Annotated in this window: 15 protein-coding genes; 10 read left to right on the forward strand and 5 right to left on the reverse strand. The window is 67.8% G+C overall.

Annotated elements, in window-relative coordinates:
- Positions 1-326: 326 nt before the first annotated feature.
- Positions 327-491 (forward strand): hypothetical protein, encoded by a 165-nt coding sequence (locus tag Amac_RS45460; RefSeq protein WP_155360666.1) that lies wholly within the window; start codon positions 327-329, stop codon positions 489-491.
- A complete protein-coding gene (locus Amac_RS45465; RefSeq protein WP_155360667.1) occupies positions 485-652 on the forward strand; it encodes a hypothetical protein in 168 nt (55 codons plus the stop codon). The genes Amac_RS45460 and Amac_RS45465 overlap by 7 nt, the downstream gene beginning before the upstream one ends.
- 149 nt (positions 653-801) lie before the next feature.
- Here the strand turns inward: Amac_RS45465 and Amac_RS45470 are convergent, their stop codons facing one another.
- On the reverse strand, positions 802-1,182 hold the full coding sequence (locus Amac_RS45470) for a hotdog fold thioesterase (protein ID WP_155360680.1): 381 nt from the start codon (positions 1,180-1,182) through the stop codon (positions 802-804).
- A 75-nt stretch (positions 1,183-1,257) separates the two neighbouring features.
- Here Amac_RS45470 and polA point away from each other — a divergent pair, with 75 nt between their 5' ends.
- From polA to Amac_RS45505, 7 genes are all read left to right on the forward strand, one after another.
- Positions 1,258-3,939, forward strand: coding sequence for a DNA polymerase I (gene polA, locus Amac_RS45475; RefSeq protein WP_155360668.1), 2,682 nt, complete (start codon positions 1,258-1,260; stop codon positions 3,937-3,939).
- A gap of 112 nt (positions 3,940-4,051) precedes the next feature.
- A complete protein-coding gene (locus tag Amac_RS45480; RefSeq protein ID WP_155360669.1) occupies positions 4,052-5,119 on the forward strand; it encodes a polysaccharide deacetylase family protein in 1,068 nt (355 codons plus the stop codon).
- A 187-nt stretch (positions 5,120-5,306) separates the two neighbouring features.
- Positions 5,307-6,773, forward strand: a complete 1,467-nt coding sequence (gene rpsA, locus Amac_RS45485) for a 30S ribosomal protein S1 (RefSeq protein WP_155343006.1) — start codon at positions 5,307-5,309, stop codon at positions 6,771-6,773.
- A gap of 152 nt (positions 6,774-6,925) precedes the next feature.
- Positions 6,926-7,420 carry a GNAT family N-acetyltransferase gene (locus Amac_RS45490; RefSeq protein WP_155343007.1) on the forward strand — a complete coding sequence of 165 codons (495 nt, stop codon included), beginning with the start codon at positions 6,926-6,928 and terminating at the stop codon, positions 7,418-7,420.
- 2 nt (positions 7,421-7,422) lie between these two features.
- Positions 7,423-8,010: a dephospho-CoA kinase gene (gene coaE, locus Amac_RS45495; RefSeq protein WP_218041679.1), complete on the forward strand. Its 588-nt coding sequence runs from the start codon at positions 7,423-7,425 to the stop codon at positions 8,008-8,010.
- Positions 8,011-8,096: 86 nt separating this feature from the next.
- Positions 8,097-9,857, forward strand: coding sequence for a hypothetical protein (locus Amac_RS45500; RefSeq protein ID WP_155360671.1), 1,761 nt, complete (start codon positions 8,097-8,099; stop codon positions 9,855-9,857).
- Positions 9,858-9,861: 4 nt separating this feature from the next.
- Entirely contained in the window at positions 9,862-10,149 is a 288-nt protein-coding gene (locus tag Amac_RS45505; RefSeq protein ID WP_155360672.1) for a hypothetical protein, read from the forward strand.
- An 11-nt stretch (positions 10,150-10,160) separates the two neighbouring features.
- On the opposite strand, the gene Amac_RS45510 is transcribed toward Amac_RS45505, so the two are convergent.
- The 4 genes from Amac_RS45510 to Amac_RS45525 all read right to left on the reverse strand — a co-directional run bounded on the left by Amac_RS45510 (position 10,161) and on the right by Amac_RS45525 (position 14,283).
- Complete coding sequence (locus Amac_RS45510; RefSeq protein ID WP_155360673.1) at positions 10,161-10,487, reverse strand: hypothetical protein; 327 nt, start codon at positions 10,485-10,487, stop codon at positions 10,161-10,163.
- A gap of 253 nt (positions 10,488-10,740) precedes the next feature.
- Positions 10,741-11,514 (reverse strand): sporulation protein, encoded by a 774-nt coding sequence (locus Amac_RS45515; protein ID WP_155343012.1) that lies wholly within the window; start codon positions 11,512-11,514, stop codon positions 10,741-10,743.
- A 46-nt stretch (positions 11,515-11,560) separates the two neighbouring features.
- A complete protein-coding gene (locus Amac_RS45520) occupies positions 11,561-12,778 on the reverse strand; it encodes an SPFH domain-containing protein (protein ID WP_155360674.1) in 1,218 nt (405 codons plus the stop codon).
- Positions 12,775-14,283 (reverse strand): SPFH domain-containing protein, encoded by a 1,509-nt coding sequence (locus Amac_RS45525; protein WP_155360675.1) that lies wholly within the window; start codon positions 14,281-14,283, stop codon positions 12,775-12,777. Before Amac_RS45525 ends, Amac_RS45520 begins: the two co-directional genes overlap by 4 nt.
- Before the next feature lie 123 nt (positions 14,284-14,406).
- Here Amac_RS45525 and uvrB point away from each other — a divergent pair, with 123 nt between their 5' ends.
- Positions 14,407-16,518 (forward strand): excinuclease ABC subunit UvrB, encoded by a 2,112-nt coding sequence (uvrB, locus tag Amac_RS45530; protein WP_155360676.1) that lies wholly within the window; start codon positions 14,407-14,409, stop codon positions 16,516-16,518.
- The last annotated feature ends 156 nt before the right edge of the window (positions 16,519-16,674 follow it).

Below are 16,674 nucleotides of genomic sequence, written 5' to 3' on the forward strand. Positions count from 1 at the left end.
ATTATCGACCTTCATTTAGCCGCTCGTTTAGCGGATGAACTGATTGCGGCGCTTCTCCCGCGAACCCGGGCGGGGGCCTGCTCGCTCGTGGGCAGCTGGTGCGAACGGTGCGGGGCGGGCACGATTTCCAGGCTGGTCAAGATGTACGTCTGCGTGGGCGCGCCACCCCTCTACGTGTACGGCAGTTGCGGCTCCTGCTAGGGAATTCCCGCCGGCCGTCTGAGTGCACCAAGAACTAGCCGACAATTTCCGGGCGCACCGGAAATCGAGCTGCCGGTGCGTCCGGATCCGAAAATTCGTCGATTGATTCAGAGGAGCTCGGTGCCATGATGGTTTTCGTAGTGACACTGCTCGCCCTTGTTCTCTGCGTGACGATCATCAACCTGCTGCTCACGGTGGACGTCATCCGCCAGCTCAGACTGGGCGGCGGAACGGCCTGGACCGGCATCGAATCCCCCCGTACCAGCCTGCCGGCCGGTTCTCCGTGCTGATCGCCACCGGCCTGTGGGCGCGACCGATGATCACGGCGGCCGGCTTCCTGCTTGCGATCGTGTTGCCGGTGGTCTTCTCCCAGGTCATCGTCGTGACCCTGGCTCGCGGCCGGGCGGCGGACGGCGGGTATGCCCTTCAGCTCTCCGGTTACATGGAATGAGCCCGTGGTCGGACCTTTGGGACCATGCAACGCTTCCCCGGCGGTGCACGTTGTCTACTCGGTCTCCCCACGGGCTCTGAGGGGACCACGCTAGCGACCTCTGGGGCTGGTGCGCAAAGAGAGCCGTGAGATTGTTCAGATCATTCAGCTCAGGCGTCGCGGAGCATGCAGGTGAGGCGGGAGGTGCAGACGCGGCGGTCCTGGTCGTCGGTGATGACGATCTCGTAGGTGGCGATGGTGCGCCCGCCGTGCAGCTGGGTGGCGACGCCGGTGACGTGGCCGGTGGTGGCCGAGCGGTGGTGGGTGGCGCTGATCTCGATGCCGACCGCGATCCGGCCGGTCCCGGCGTGCATGGCGGCGGCGGTGGACCCGATCGTCTCGGCCAGCACCACCGAGGCGCCGCCGTGCAGCAGCCCGTACGGCTGGGTGTTGCCCCGCACGGGCATCCGCGCCACCACGCGCTCCGCGGTCGCCTCCACGAACTCGATGCCCATGCGCTCGGGCAGGTGCCCGGTCCCGGCCTCGTTCATCAGTCCGACGAGCTCTTGGGTCAAGGCTCTTCCTTCCGCAGGTTTTCTGTCGTAGGGGCAGACTAGGCTGCGGGTGTGCCGAAGAACGAAGCCACCCCCACGCGTCCCCGCCTCCTGCTCCTCGACGGGCACTCGCTGGCCTACCGGGCGTTCTACGCGCTGAAGGACGCCAACCTCATGACGACCGACGGCCAGCACACCGAGGCGGTGTATGGCTTCACGTCCATGCTGACCAACATCCTGCGCGACGAGACGCCGACGCACATCGTGGTCTGCTTCGACCGCAGCGAGCCCACGTTCCGGCACGAGGCGTTCGCCGACTACAAGGCGAATCGCTCCGAGACCCCCGAGGACTTCCGCGGCCAGGTCCAGCTGATCTTCGAACTGCTCGACGCGCTGCGCGTCCCGCGCCTGTCGCTGCCCGGCTTCGAGGCCGACGACCTGATCGCCACGCTGGCCACCCAGGCCGACGCCGAAGGCATGGACGTGCTCATCGTCACCGGCGACCGGGACGCGCTCCAGCTGGTCAACGACCGGATCACGGTGCTGATGACCCGCCGCGGCATCAGCGACATGACCCGCTTCACCCCCGAGGCCGTCCGGGAGAAGTATGGGCTGAGCCCGCAGCAGTATCCGGACTTCGCGGCCCTGCGCGGCGACCCCAGCGACAACCTGCCCAACATCCCCGGCGTGGGCGAGAAGACCGCGATCAAGTGGATCGTCGACTACGGCTCGCTGGAGGAGCTGGTCAGGCGGGCCGACGAGGTCAAGGGCAAGGTCGGCGGCATGCTCAGGGAACACCTCGGCCAGGTGATCCACAACAGGATGCTGACCGAGCTCAAACGCGACGTGGCCCTGGACGTGCGGCCCGCCGAGCTCACCATGGGCCAGTGGGACCGCGAGAAGATCAACGAGCTGCTCGACTCGCTGCAGATCCGCGGTGAGCTGCGCGAGCGCCTGTTCAAGACCCTGGGCACCGCCGAGCCGGAGATCGAGGGCGCGGTCCACGTCGAGGTCACCACGCTCGCCCCCGGCGAGATCGCCGCCTGGCTGGCCGCCCTCCCCGAGGGCCGCGCCGGCCTCGCCTTCCGCGGCGCCTATGGCAGCGGCACCGGCCGCCTCGACGGCATCGCGATCGCCTCCCCGGACGACTCGGCCGCCTACCTCGACCCCACCCAGCTCACCCCCGAGGACGAGAAGGCCCTGGGCGCCTGGCTGGCCGACGACACCAAGCCCAAGACCGTGCACGACGCCAAGGGGCCGCTGCTGGCCCTGTGGGCGCACGGGCTGGACCTGCGCGGCCTGACCTGCGACACGGCGCTGGCCGCCTACCTGGCGCTGCCCGGCCAGCGGAGCTTCCCGCTGGACGACCTGGTCCTGCGCTACCTGCACCGCGAGCTGAAGGCGGAGGCCGACGGCAACGGCCAGACCAGCCTGTTCGAGGAGGACGACACCGCTGCCCAGGAGCTGGGCATGCGCGCGCTGGCCGTCCGCGACCTGGCCATCGCGCTGGAGAGCTTCCTGTCCGAGCGCGGTGGCACCCGCCTGGTGACCGACGTGGAGCTGCCGCTGGTCCGGGTGCTGGCCGAGGTGGAGCAGGCCGGCATCGCCGCCGACCGGGAATACTTCGCGGCGCTGGAAGCCGAGTTCGCCGCCGCCGTCAAGCAGGCCACCGAGGCCGCGCACGACTCGGTGGGGGAGCAGTTCAACCTGGGCTCACCCAAGCAGCTCCAGGAGATCCTGTTCGTCAAGCTCAACCTGCCGAAGACGAAGAAGACCAAGACCGGTTACACCACCGACGCCGACGCGCTGGTCTGGCTGGCCGGGCAGACCGAGCACGAGCTGCCGACGATCATGCTCAGGCACCGGGACCAGCAGAAGCTGCGCACCACGGTGGAGGGCCTGATCAAGGAGATCGGCGACGACAGCCGCATCCACACCACCTTCAACCAGATCGTGGCCGCCACCGGGCGGCTGTCCAGCGAGAAGCCCAACCTGCAGAACATCCCGATCAGGACCGCCGAGGGCCGCCGGATCCGCAAGGGCTTCGTCGTCGGCGCGGGCTACGAGACGCTGCTCACCGCCGACTACAGCCAGATCGAGCTGCGCATCATGGCCGACATGTCCGGCGACGCGTCGCTGATCGAGGCGTTCGAGTCCGGCCACGACTTCCACATGGCCACCGCCGCCAAGGTCTTCGACGTCGGCCCGGAGCTGGTCACCGGCGAGATGCGCGCCAAGATCAAGGCGATGAACTACGGCCTGGCCTACGGGCTGTCCGACTTCGGGCTGTCCGGCCAGCTGAACATCCCGGTCGCCGAGGCTCGCGCGCTCAAGGACGGCTACTTCGAGGAGTTCGGCGGCATCCGGGACTACCTGGAGGCCATCGTCGCCCAGGCCCGCAAGGACGGTTACACCCAGACCATCCTCGGCCGCCGCCGCTACCTGCCCGACCTGACCAGCGACAACCGCCAGCGCCGGGAGATGGCCGAGCGGATGGCGCTCAACGCCCCGATCCAGGGCTCCGCGGCCGACATCATCAAGGTCGCGATGCTCAACGTGCAGCGCGCCATCGCGGGCATGCGCTCCCGCATGTTGCTCCAGGTCCACGACGAGCTCGTGTTCGAGGTCGCGCCGGGCGAGCTGGAGGCCCTGCGGGAGGTCGTGGTCGACCAGATGCGCGGGGCGTATGAGCTGCGCGTGCCGCTGGAGGTCTCGGTCGGGGTCGGCACCACCTGGGAGGACGCCGGCCATTGACCGGGGGATCGGCCCGTTCACCGTGGGATCGCCCGTGTGATTCCGGGCTATCGCGGGTGATGGCCGGGATTGATACCGCGCGCCCCGTGACGGGCGCTAAGGTCGTCTGACTGTGCGCAAGCTTGCTGGGGTGACCGCCGTCGCCAACGTGCTCGTCGTGGCGACCGCTCTGGTCGTCCTCGCGGTGCTGCCCTCGGCCGACGACGAGCAGACGGGCCGGGGCAAGGTCCAGGCGGCGCCCCGATTACCGCAGCCGACGCTGCCGGCCCCCGTGGCGGCGACCGTCGAGTCGGCCAGGAAGGTCAAGGCCAACGAGCTCGGCAAGGTGCCGGTGCTCATGTATCACCGAATTCTGAAGAAACGTTTGGCGTCCATTGACCGAACTCCCGCGCAGCTCAAGAGCGAGCTCGAAAAGCTCGCCACCCGCGGGTTCGTGCCGATCACCGCGGCCGAGTTCGTGGCGGGCGCCATCGACATCCCGGCGGGAACCCATCCGGTGGTGCTGACCTTCGATGATGGCAATCCCACACATTTCGCGCTGGACGCGGCGGGTCTGCCGAAAAAGGACACCGCGGTCGGGATCATCTTCGAGGTGGCGGCCAAGTACCCGGCCTTCCGGCCGGTCGCCACGCTCTGGGTCAACCGCGAGCCGTTCGGGCTGAAGGACGAGGCCGGGCAGGCGGCGGCGGTGCGCTGGCTGCTGGAGCACGGCTTCGAGGTGGCCAACCACACCTACGGCCACCCGGACCTGCGCCGGCTCACGAACAAGCAGGTCAGCGAGCAGATCGTCCGGGAGGAGCGGCTGCTCAAGAAGCTCGGCGTGACCTCCTCGACCACCTTCGCGCTGCCGTTCGGGTCCCAGCCGAGGAAGCGGAGCCTGGCGGTGAAGGGGAGCTGGGACGGGACGTCGTACCAGTTCCAAGGGGTTTTCCTGGCGGGTGCCGAGCCGTCGGTGTCGCCGTTCGACGAGCGCTTCGACCGGCGGGCCATCCAGCGCATCCAGTCCAACGGGACGGCGGGGGACTGCCGCAAGTGGTGCTCGACGTACTGGCTGGAATGGTTCAAGAAGCACCCCGGCGAGCTATACACGGCCGACGGAGATCCCGATAGCCTCTCTCTTCCAAAGCAACGCCATGGTGATATAGGTTCAAAGCGGCCTAAAAGGGTCATCGAGTACTAAGGGACTCGTGTGCCCCTCCGATTGACCAGAACCGTCAGGTCTCATATGCTGATCGCTGCGCTGTGGGCTCGCGCGCGCCTCAAGGGAGCGGGCTCGCGCTCGCTCATCCCTTCCTCGGTTTGAACGAAACAGGGCCTGCCGCGCTTCGGTCACAACGACATCTGTCCGGTTCGGAGCAATTCCACACATGACGAGCAGCACTGAGGCCACCTCGAGCACCCCGCAGGTAGCGGTCAACGACATCGGTTCCGAGGAGGCCTTCCTCGCCGCGATCGACGAGACCATCAAGTACTTCAACGACGGAGACATCGTTGAAGGCACCGTCGTCAAGGTCGATCGAGACGAGGTCTTGCTCGACATCGGTTACAAGACCGAGGGTGTCATTCCCTCGCGTGAGCTCTCCATCAAGCACGACGTCGACCCCGCCGACGTCGTCGCCGTGGGTGAGCACGTCGAGGCCCTGGTCCTCCAGAAGGAGGACAAGGAAGGCCGTCTGATCCTGTCCAAGAAGCGCGCCCAGTACGAGCGCGCCTGGGGCACGATCGAGAAGATCAAGGACGAGGACGGCATCGTCACGGGCACGGTCATCGAGGTCGTCAAGGGTGGTCTCATCCTCGACATCGGCCTGCGCGGCTTCCTCCCGGCGTCGCTGGTGGAGATGCGCCGCGTGCGCGACCTCCAGCCGTATGTGGGACGCGAGCTCGAAGCGAAGATCATAGAGCTGGACAAGAACCGCAACAACGTGGTTCTCTCCCGCCGCGCCTGGCTCGAGCAGACCCAGTCCGAGGTGCGCCAGACCTTCCTCAACACCCTGCAGAAGGGTCAGGTCCGCAAGGGCGTCGTCTCCTCGATCGTCAACTTCGGCGCCTTCGTGGACCTCGGCGGCGTCGACGGACTCGTGCACGTCTCCGAGCTGTCCTGGAAGCACATCGACCACCCGTCCGAGGTCGTCGAGGTCGGCCAGGAGGTCACCGTCGAGGTGCTCGACGTGGACATGGAGCGCGAGCGCGTCTCCCTCTCGCTCAAGGCGACGCAGGAAGACCCGTGGCAGCAGTTCGCGCGCACCCACCAGATCGGGCAGGTCGTGCCCGGCCGGGTCACCAAGCTGGTGCCGTTCGGCGCGTTCGTCCGCGTCGAGGAGGGCATCGAGGGCCTGGTCCACATCTCCGAGCTGGCCGAGCGCCACGTCGAGATCCCCGAGCAGGTCGTCCAGGTCGGCGACGAGATCTTCGTGAAGATCATCGACATCGACCTCGACCGTCGCCGCATCAGCCTGTCGCTCAAGCAGGCCAACGAGGGCGCCGGTGTGGACGTCGAGTTCGACCCCACGCTGTACGGCATGGCGGCGACCTACGACGACCAGGGCAACTACATCTACCCCGAGGGCTTCGACGCCGAGACCGGCGAGTGGCTGGAAGGCTTCGACAAGCAGCGCGAGGAGTGGGAGCGGCAGTATGCCGAGGCCCAGGCTCGCTTCGAGGCCCACAAGACCCAGGTCGAGAAGGCCCGCGCCGAAGAGGCCGAGGCGAGCGAAGCCGCTCCCTCCAGCTACTCCGGCGAGACCCCGGCTCCGGCCGCTTCGACCGGCGGCGCTCTCGCCTCCGACGAGGCTCTCGCCGCCCTGCGCGAGAAGCTCGCCGGCGGCCAGAGCTGATCACCGCTTCACCTACGAAAAGCCCCGCTTCGGCGGGGCTTTTCTGTTTCCTCGGACGCTCATAGCGTTGCTGGGGTTGATCTACTTTGTAAAGCCGCCAGCATCTGTTCCGGTGGGACAGCCGCGCCAGGCTTGCCGATAGGGTGGCGCGCGTGCCGGACATTCAGCGGGCCTCGCCCGGGGACGCGGGGGAGATCCTCACCCTGCAGCGTGCCGCCTACGTGAGCGAGGCCCAGCTCTATGGGGATCCGTTCATCGCCCCGCTAGTGGAGTCCCTGGAACAGCTCCGCAAGGTGGTGGAGACCTCCGTCGTCCTCGCCGCACGGGACGGCGGCCGGATCGTCGGCGCGGTGCGCGGCCGGGTGGCCGAGCCGGGGGAGCAGGGGCGCACCTGCGTCGTCGGGCGGCTGGTCGTCGCCCCCGACCGCCAGGGCCAGGGCATCGGCACGGCACTCCTGTCCGCCGTCCACGACGCCGTCCTGGCCGAACACCCCGACGTGCACGCCTTCGACCTGTTCACCGGCCACCTCTCCGGCGGCAACCTGCGCCTCTACCGGCGGCAGGGCTACCGGGAGACGCACCGCGAGCGCCTCCAGGACCACCTGACCCTGGTGCATCTACGCCGCCCGGCTAAGCTGCCGTCGTGAAGATCGGACTAACCGGCGGCATCGGCTCAGGCAAGAGCGAAGTGGCCCGACGCCTGGCCGCCAGAGGCGCCCTCGTCATCGACGCCGACCTCATCGCTCGCGAGGTCGTCGAACCAGGCACCCTCGGCCTGGCCGAGATCACCGCCACCTTCGGCGACGCCGTCCTCCGCCCCGACGGCACCCTGGACCGCGAGTCCCTCGGCAAAATCGTCTTCACCGACCCCGCCCAGCTCAAAGCCCTCAACGCCATCGTCCACCCCAAGGTCGGCGCCCGCGTCACCGAACTCCAGCAGGCCGCCCCCGCCGACGCCATCGTCGTCTACGACGTCCCCCTCCTCGCCGAGAACGACCTGGCCTCCCTATACGACAAGGTCATCGTCGTGGACGCCGACGATGATGTCCGCCTCACCCGCCTGACCCACCTCCGCGGCATGTCCCCCGAGGACGCCCAGGCCAGAATCGCCGCCCAGGCCACCCGCGAGGCCCGCCTGTCCATCGCCGACATCGTCATCGACAACAACGGCCCCCTCTCCGCTCTCGACGCCCAGGTCGCCGAACTCTGGCACGAACTCACCGATGTAGCCACGTAGCAACTCTTTGTACACCCGAGGCTCCATGTTGGTGGTCTCGCGTACCACCACGGTCCAACTGGCTAGGCTCTGGACCAGGAGGCGCTGTGGCCGAGTTCATGGGGATGGACCCAGCTGGGGTGCAAGACTTGATCCGGCGGCTGGAAACAGGCAAGAGCGTACTGGCGGGGGTGCGCCCAGGCCTTGAGTCCGCCATCGCCGAAGCTGGTCCGGATTGGGCCGGTGTGGGCGGTGCCACGGCGATGCATCGGACTTGGGCGTTCTTCCACGATTCGCAGGCGGATCTACGCTGGCGGCTGGAGGTCCTTCAGCAGGTGCTGCCTGATCGCCCCTTTGGCCCGACCAAGGTGGACATGCCGTTCGCCAACCAGGCGGAGGCCGCAGCAGCGGGGAAGCGGGCAGGCGCGGAACTGGCCGGCGCGCTGGCCGTGCATCAGCGGGAGGACACGCTCCATTCGTGGGCGAAGGTGGAGGCGGCGCTGGCCGCCGCCGGAGGCAAGGCTCGTGATCCCGCCTACGCGGCGGCCTTCCTCGGTGCGCTGGACGGAGCCGACACCATCCACACGATCTTCAATACCTGGATGGACATTCACGCCGCGGGTCAGCGCGGCCTGCCGCCGGAGATCTGGGAGACGGCGGAGGAGTCGCTGGGAGCGCTGGCCGCAGCCTTCGCCGCCGCCGAGGGCACAGGCAACCTTCCGGCGGGCTGGCGTGAGGACATACTCCGCGCCGATCCCGCCACCCTGTCGGCCATGGTGGGGCTGGCTCGCACCTCAACCGCCTTTCTCAACGAGGTCGGCCGCCGCCAGTTCAGTTCCCCGGGCACGGGTTCTGCGCCTCTCCTGATGGGGCCGGACTGGAACAGCGTCCTGGTGGCTCGCGCCTTCACCGCGAATCCCGCGGCCCTGCAGAGGCTCCTGGCCGAGCACAAGGAGATCGCCGGGAGACTGCTGCGACCGCAACTGGTCAACGGCGCGGGCACCACCGAGTTCTCCCGGCTGCTGGCCGCGGCTCTGGATCGGGCACTGGCCCTGGACACGGGTTCGGCGGCTCTGCGCGAGCAGGCCTTGATCAATCTGATCAAGGGGGTTGGTTACCAGGGGACAGAAGAGGTTTCAGGTCATTTCGCGACGTTCGAGGACTCCCCGCTCTCCCCAGTGCTGGCCAAGCGTCTGATCCCATATCTGGGTGAGCTGGCACGGGGTCAGGCATCCGTTGATCCGGACAATCTGGTAAAGCCACCGACCGGGAGGTGGCGGGACCTGGACGTGGACACGGCCGCCCGTTTCGTCGGCGCCCTCATGCAGAATCCCGACACTACGGACACGCTGCGCGCGGCTTTCCGGGCGTACGCCCAGGATTTGAACATCGGGCAGGCGCATCCCTACAGCCCCGATCCGGCCGAGCGTGCCACGTTCACGCGGTTGAGCGCGGAGGCGTCGGGGCTGGCCAACCTCCTGCTGGGCGGCTCCGCGTACGCGGAGTTCAACGACGACGAGTTCATCGACGCCGTCGCCGACGCGGCACTGCTCCCCGTCAATTACGGCATCGCCAAAGCGTCGGTGAACGCCACCCCGCTGACCAGCGCCACAGTTGACCATGAAAGCTCCGGATACAAGGACGGCATGGTCGAGATCATCAAGAATCGGCTCGACGTGAAGACTCCGGAAACGGCCCGCGTCATGACCGATGACCTGGTCGACGCGCAGATGGCGATATTGATCAACTCCTTGGAGGCGAACAAGCAGGAACCACTCACCGCGGCGGACGCCAGCCAGGTCAAAAGCGCGTTCCGGGGGAGACTCTTTTCCGCTCTGACAAAAGCTCTTGAGGTCAGAGGAGGTTAGGGCCGTGGATGAGGTTCGCCGGGTTCTTCAACAGGCCGCCGAGGTGGAGGCGCTCGCCGTGGTCTTTGACAGATACGCGGCCCAGCTTGCGGAGACGTTCCAGAGAATTCCCACCGCCAGAGGGGAGAGCATGCGCTATTGGACGGGTCCGGCCGCGCTGAGATTCGCCGACCAGAGCCGGGTGCTCGATAACGGTATCGGCGAACTCGTTCACGCGTGCCAGACCACGGCCCGGAATCTTCGCCGCCGCGCCGGACAGTTACGCGACAGCGCCATAAGAGTTCCGTCCTGACCGGGGCCCATTCATTCCCCGGCTTCGAAGCAGTCGGTTTTTCCCACGATACGAATATTCGGCTCCGGGGAGGTCCGGGCCGAGACGATGAAAGTGACCGCGGCTTCGGCGTTGCGTACCACGACCACGGACAGTTCGTCGTCGAAGAGGTCGAGGGGAGCGACGACCTCCTCGTATTCCAGCGCGGCGAGACCGCTGCGGATCAATCCGGCGGCGGCGCCGGGCGACTGCTGGCCGGGCCGCGCGAAGTTGCCCTGGGCGCGGAAGAAGCGCTGTCTGGATCCGGGCGCACATTCGCTGTCGGAATCCTTTTCGGCCTTCTCGGTGACCTGAAACACGCCGGCGTCCCTGACGAAAGCTGACGCGAGTAGTTTGCCGGCGTCGCCGACCAGGCTGTGACTCGCCGATGAGATAGTTGGTTCAGCTGACCCGGAACACCCCGCCAGGGTGACGAAACAAACTCCGGCCGCGGCGATTTTGGAAGCCAGCTTCACGCTTCGGACACTACCCGAATCGCCGTGAACCTCAGCCGGATTCGATAAATGAGTACGGCTCCCGCGAAAACACGCGGGAGCCGTACCGGAGAAAGGGTTAGAACCAGCCGCGGCGTTGGGCCATGGACTGGAGGCCGGCGGCGAGGGCCTGTTCGGCGGCGGCGGGGTTGCCGTTCAGGGGGACGGTGAAGCGGTTGTAGACGTCGTGGCCGGAGGAGATGAAGCCGCCGCGCTTGTCGGCTTCGAGGATGACGTCCATGGAGTGCGGGCCGGTGATGAAGGTCAGTTCCAGGGCCTGGAAGTGGCGGCTCCACTGCGGTCCGGCGTAGTACTCGATCTCCTGGTAGAACGGCATGTGCGAGCCCTGCAGGGTGCCGCGCTCCAGGTCGGCCTTGCTGAACCGGAAGCCCATCCGGTCCAGCGCGGTGATCAGATGTTCCTGGATCGGCAGCGGGTTCACGAACAGCGGGTCCAGGTCGCCCTTGTCGAGGGCGCCGGCCAGCGAGAGCTCGGTCGCGACGCCGAGCGTCATGCCGCGCAGCGGATGCCCGCCGATGGCGCTGATCGGCGTCTCCCACGGCACCGGGATCTGGAACGGCTGCGCGTGCGCCGCGTTCGGCTGGAGGTGGAAGGGGCCGGCGACCTGCTGGCGGAGGAAGCTGTGGGTCTGCTTGTATTCGCTGTCGCCGCTCTCGACCTCGACCACCGCGGTGAAGTCGATGAAGATGCCTTCGACCTTGTAGTCGCTGGCGCCGCCGCGGAAGTTGACGGTGCCGACGAGGGTCTCACCCGGCCGGACGGTGGAGGACTGCAGGACGGTGTCGACCTCGACACCGGCGCCGAACGCGGCCATGAGCTTGCGGAAGACCATTTTCTGTGGCTCCTTGAAGGGGGACGTCGGATTTCTCAACGGCCGGTCAGGCCGGGGGGTTCCCCAGCCCGAGCCGGGGAAGCAGTTGGGCGAGCAGGAGTGCCGACGCCGGGTCGCCGCCTTCCGAGGTGCGGATGACGAGCGGCGTCGGCGCGTTCTCCGCCAGTTTGGCACCGACGTCGAGCCGCCGCCGGGCGAGTTCGTACCGCAGGACGGCCCGGTTGTCCCGATAGGAGGCGGCCAGCCGCCGGAGCGCCGTGGCCTCGTTCTCGGCGGCGGTCAGCTCGGCCCGCCCGCGCGCCTCGATCTCCCAGCGCACCCGCTGGGCCTCGGTCTCCTGCTCTTCGAGCATCCGGGCGACATCCTTGCGCGCGGTGTTCTGCGCCGCTTTGACCTCGACGAGCCGGGCGTCGCGGGTCTTCTTGGCCCGTTCGATCTCCATCAGCAGCGTGTCGATCCGCCGCTTCCTGGTGAGTTCCCATTCCCGCTCGTACGCCGAGAGTTCCTTGGCGACCTTCTCCCGCGTGGCCAGATGCTGCTGGTAGGTGTCGGGAAGTTGCACGTCGGGGATGTTCGCCCCGGTGACGCGCACGCCGTACCGGCCGAGCTGGCGGTTGAGGGACTCCTGCACGTCGCCCACGTCGGACCCGCGCAGGTCGTAGGCGCGCTCGGTGGTGACCCGCCGGGACCGCTGCCGGATCGCGTCCTGTACGGCGCTGCTGAGCACCAGGTCGAAGTTGCCCGCCCCGATCGTCCGGACGAACGCCACCGGATCGACGATCCGGAACTTGAGGAAGAACTCTATCGACTTCAGCGGCACGTTCTCGGCCGTCGGGCAGGCGATGATGGGCGCCGTGTACGGGATCTCGGTGGAGGTGTCCACGACCGCGTCGACCCGGTCCCACGGCAGCCACAGGTAGTGGCGTCCCGGCGGGAGGTTGCCGGAGATCGCGCCCCAGCGGCTGCGCACGCCGGTGGTGCCTTCCTCGATCTCGATGATGGCCCGCCGCCACAGCCACACCACGGCGGCCAGCAGGACCGCGAGCGCGGCGCCCGCGGCCAGGGGGCGCAGGGTCTCGCCGCTCATGGCGGCCGTGCCGGCCAGATACAGGGCGAGCAGGAGCAGCCCCACCCAGGCGTACCCGCGCCGGTCCTTCGGGATCACCACGGGCACCAGCTGCCCGCGCTCGCCGCCGCGCAGCAGTTGCCGGATGTCCGACCAGGACGCCAGCGATTCCTTGATCTTGGAGGATTCGCGGCTCATCGCTTCAGCCCTTCGATCTCGGCCTGCCGGCCGTCCACGCGTGCCTGGATGGCGCCGAGCCTGGCCTGGATGTCGGCCATGTCGGCGTCGGTGAACAGGGGGGCCTCGCCGGTGCCGACCAGCTCCCCGGCGAGCGCCAGGAAGTTGATCTCCTGGGCGTCGCCGACCTGCACGACCTGCGGCAGCCGCGCGGCCACCGACTCCAGCTTGTCCAGCACGTCCTGCTGGTAGCGGTAGTCGAGGATCTCGGGGGCCTCGGCGCTGCTCAGCGCCCGGATGTCGAGCGCCTGCGCCTCCAGCAGGGCCGCGGTGGCCTTGGCGGTGCTCTCCGCCTCGATCAGGCGCTGCCGCGCCTGCGCCGTCGCCCGGTGCGACTCGCGTTCCAGCGCGGTGTCCATCTGGGCCTGGTACGTGGCGATCTCGGCCTGGATTCCGGACAAAGTCTCGTGGAGCGCGGCCAGTTCCCTGGTGAGGTCGCCCTCGTTCTGTTCCTTGCGCAGCTGGAGTTCGTACTCGTAGGTGTAGGCCTCCTTGGCCACCCGGACCATCTCGGGGGCGGCCAGGTCCATGCGGTATTCCTGGCTGGACGGCTCGGCGTGGGTGATGTTGACGTCGGTCATCCGTACGGCGGGCAGGAACTGCTGGTTGAGGTTGTCCAGCATGCCCTGGGTGCTCTCGCCGACCAGGTCGTAGATGTCCTCGGCCCGCTGGGAGTAGATGAGGCTGCGGGTGACCTCGCTGATCGCGTTCTGCAGCTTGGACTGGAAGCCGCCGACCGAGCCGAGCACGAAGATGAACTCGGCCGGGTCCTCGATCCGGAACTGCAGGAACAGATCTACCGAAGCTTTGACACCCTGCTGGGTGGGCGCTTCCCTGATGGGCGCGTTGAAGGGGTATTCCCTGGTCGTGTTGACGATGTAGCTGACCCGCTTCCACGGGCTGAACAGGGTCACCCGGCCGGGTTCCGCGACCTGGACGAGCTTGCCGAACTTGGTGATCAGCGCCCGGCAGCCCTCCGGGACCATGACCACGCTGCGCCGCCACCACAGGAACAGCGCCGCCAGCGCGAGCACGGCCCAGTAGTGCGGGCCGAACAGGCCGTCCAGGTCGAGGCCGAGCCCGGACAGGCCGACCCCGCCGAGACCGATCGCGGCCAGCCCGGCCAGCCCGAATAGCTGGAACACCAGCCAGCCGGTGCCGGACTTGGGAATGACGACGGGGGAGATCACGTGCGTCGCGCCGCCGCCGGGGGCCTGGCCCTCGAAGCTGCGGTTGACGATCTCGTTGGCCTCGGTCAGCTGGGCGCTGCGGGCTTCAAGGGAGGTGCCCGCGGCGACGTTCTCCAGGCGGGCGTCGAGGAAGTCGCGCGGATCGAGGCGGAACGCGGTCGATTCGGCGTAGTCGCCGACGGCCGCCAGCACGGTCTGGCGCGGATCACCGCCCGCCGCGACCGTCTGTGCCACCTCCATGACCTTCTGGGCGGCGCCCTGATAGGGACTCGACATCACGCTCCTCAATTTTTACCCCGACCTGGAATTCAGATGATTCCGGACCGTATCGGGGCGGACTTGATGATCGCTTGCAAGCGGCTGCGGAAATGTCGGTGGGGGCGCGTAGGTTATGGAAGCGTGAGGCCGGTTACAGATTTGCAGCGCAAGGTGGCGCCTTTCGAGGTGATCACGGAGATGAAGCCGTCCGGTGACCAGCCGACCGCGATCGCGGAGCTGGAGCGCCGGGTTAGGGCTGAGGCCAAGGACAATGTGTTGCTGGGCGCCACCGGCACGGGCAAGACGGCGACGGTCGCCTGGCTGATCGAGCGCCTGCAGCGGCCCGCCCTGGTCATGCAGCCCAACAAGACGCTGGCCGCCCAGTTCGCCAACGAGCTGCGCGAGATGCTGCCCAACAACGCGGTCGAATACTTCGTCTCCTACTACGACTACTACCAGCCTGAGGCTTACGTCCCGCAGAGCGACACCTACATCGAGAAGGACTCCTCGGTCAACGAGGAGGTCGAGCGGCTGCGCCACTCGGCCACCAACTCGCTGCTGACCCGCCGCGACACGGTCGTGGTGGCCTCGGTGTCCTGCATCTACGGTCTTGGCACGCCGCAGGAATATGTGGACCGGATGCTCCGCCTGAAAGTGGGGCAGGAGATCGAGCGCGACCGGCTGCTGCGGCGCCTGGTCGACATGCAGTACGCGCGGAACGATCTCGCCTTCACCCGGGGAACCTTCCGCGTGCGCGGCGACACCATCGAGATCATCCCGATGTATGAGGAACTCGCCGTCCGGATCGAGATGTTCGGCGACGAGATCGAGAAGCTGGCCACCCTGCATCCGCTGACCGGCGAGGTGGTGACCGAGGATCAGGAGCTCTACATCTTCCCGGCGTCGCACTACGTGGCGGGCCCGGAGCGGATGGAGCGGGCGATCAACGGGATCGAGGCGGAGCTGGCCGAATGCCTGGCCACGCTGGAGCAGCAGGGCAAGCTGCTGGAGGCGCAGCGGCTGCGGATGCGCACGACGTATGACATCGAGATGATGCGCCAGGTCGGCACCTGCGCCGGGATCGAGAACTACTCGCTGCACATCGACGGCCGGGAGCGCGGGTCCGCGCCGAACACGCTGCTGGACTACTTCCCCGAGGATTTCCTGCTCGTGCTGGACGAGTCCCACCAGACCGTGCCCCAGATCGGGGCCATGTACGAGGGGGACGCGTCCCGCAAACGCACGCTGGTCGAGCACGGGTTCCGGCTGCCGTCGGCGATGGACAACCGGCCGCTCAAGTGGGAGGAATTCCTGGAGCGGATCGGGCAGACCGTCTACCTGTCGGCCACCCCCGGCCCGTTCGAGCTCGGCCGGTCCGGCGGCGACGTGGTCGAGCAGGTCATCCGGCCCACCGGCCTGGTCGACCCGGAGATCGTCATCAAGCCCACCAAGGGCCAGATCGACGACCTGATGGAGGAGATCAGGACCAGGGCCGACAAGGACGAGCGGGTTCTGGTCACCACGCTGACCAAGAAGATGTCCGAGGACCTGACCGACTACCTGCTGGAGAACGGCATCCGGGTGCGTTACCTGCACAGCGAGGTCGACACCCTGCGCCGGATCGAGCTCCTGCGCGAGCTGCGCTCCGGCGAGTTCGACGTGCTCGTCGGCATCAACCTGCTCCGGGAGGGCCTCGACCTGCCCGAGGTGTCCCTGGTGGCGATCCTGGACGCCGACAAGGAGGGCTTCCTGCGCTCCGGCACCTCGCTCATCCAGACCATCGGCCGCGCCGCCCGGAACGTCTCCGGCCAGGTGCACATGTATGCCGACCGGATCACCCCGAGCATGGAATCGGCCATCGACGAGACCAACCGCCGCCGGGCCAAGCAGGTCGCCTACAACGAGGCCAACGGCATCGACCCGACCCCGCTCCGCAAGAAGATCGCCGACATCCTGGACTCGCTCAACCGCGAGGACGCCGACACCGCCGAACTCCTCGGTGGCGGCGGCCGCCAGCAGTCCCGCGGCAAGGCCCCCGTCCCCGGCCTCTCCTCCCGCCAGACCGGCCAGCACGCCAAGGCCATCGTCGGCGAAATGCCCCGCGCCCAACTGGAGTCCCTGGTCGAATCCCTGACCGCCCAAATGCACTCCGCCGCCGCCGACCTCCAGTTCGAGGTAGCCGCCCGCCTCCGCGACGAAATCAAGGAACTCAAACGCGAAGTCCGCGACATGCGCACAGCAGGCGTCAGTTAGAGACGTTCTCGTTCACGTGTTCGACAGGCGCGTGGATTAGGGGCGTTCTAGTTCGCGTGCCTCAGTTCGACAGGCGCGTGGATGGGGTGATCGATCGCAGAACCCTCCCGAGGAGTTCCGGCTGATCCCGCCAGGCACTGGCAATGCGGCGAACAG

This window comes from Acrocarpospora macrocephala (genome assembly GCF_009687865.1).
Classification (GTDB): domain Bacteria; phylum Actinomycetota; class Actinomycetes; order Streptosporangiales; family Streptosporangiaceae; genus Acrocarpospora; species Acrocarpospora macrocephala.

What these genes read in the sequence shown, in the direction of transcription:
- Amac_RS45520 (WP_155360674.1), bottom strand. Translation starts at nt 12,778, where the DNA reads ATGAGCCGCGAATCCTCCAAGATCAAGGAATCGCTGGCGTCCTGGTCG.
- rpsA (WP_155343006.1), top strand. Translation starts at nt 5,307, where the DNA reads ATGACGAGCAGCACTGAGGCCACCTCGAGCACCCCGCAGGTAGCGGTC.
- Amac_RS45515 (WP_155343012.1), bottom strand. Translation starts at nt 11,514, where the DNA reads ATGGTCTTCCGCAAGCTCATGGCCGCGTTCGGCGCCGGTGTCGAGGTC.
- Amac_RS45460 (WP_155360666.1), top strand. Translation starts at nt 327, where the DNA reads ATGATGGTTTTCGTAGTGACACTGCTCGCCCTTGTTCTCTGCGTGACG.
- Amac_RS45470 (WP_155360680.1), bottom strand. Translation starts at nt 1,182, where the DNA reads ATGAACGAGGCCGGGACCGGGCACCTGCCCGAGCGCATGGGCATCGAG.
- Amac_RS45525 (WP_155360675.1), bottom strand. Translation starts at nt 14,283, where the DNA reads ATGTCGAGTCCCTATCAGGGCGCCGCCCAGAAGGTCATGGAGGTGGCA.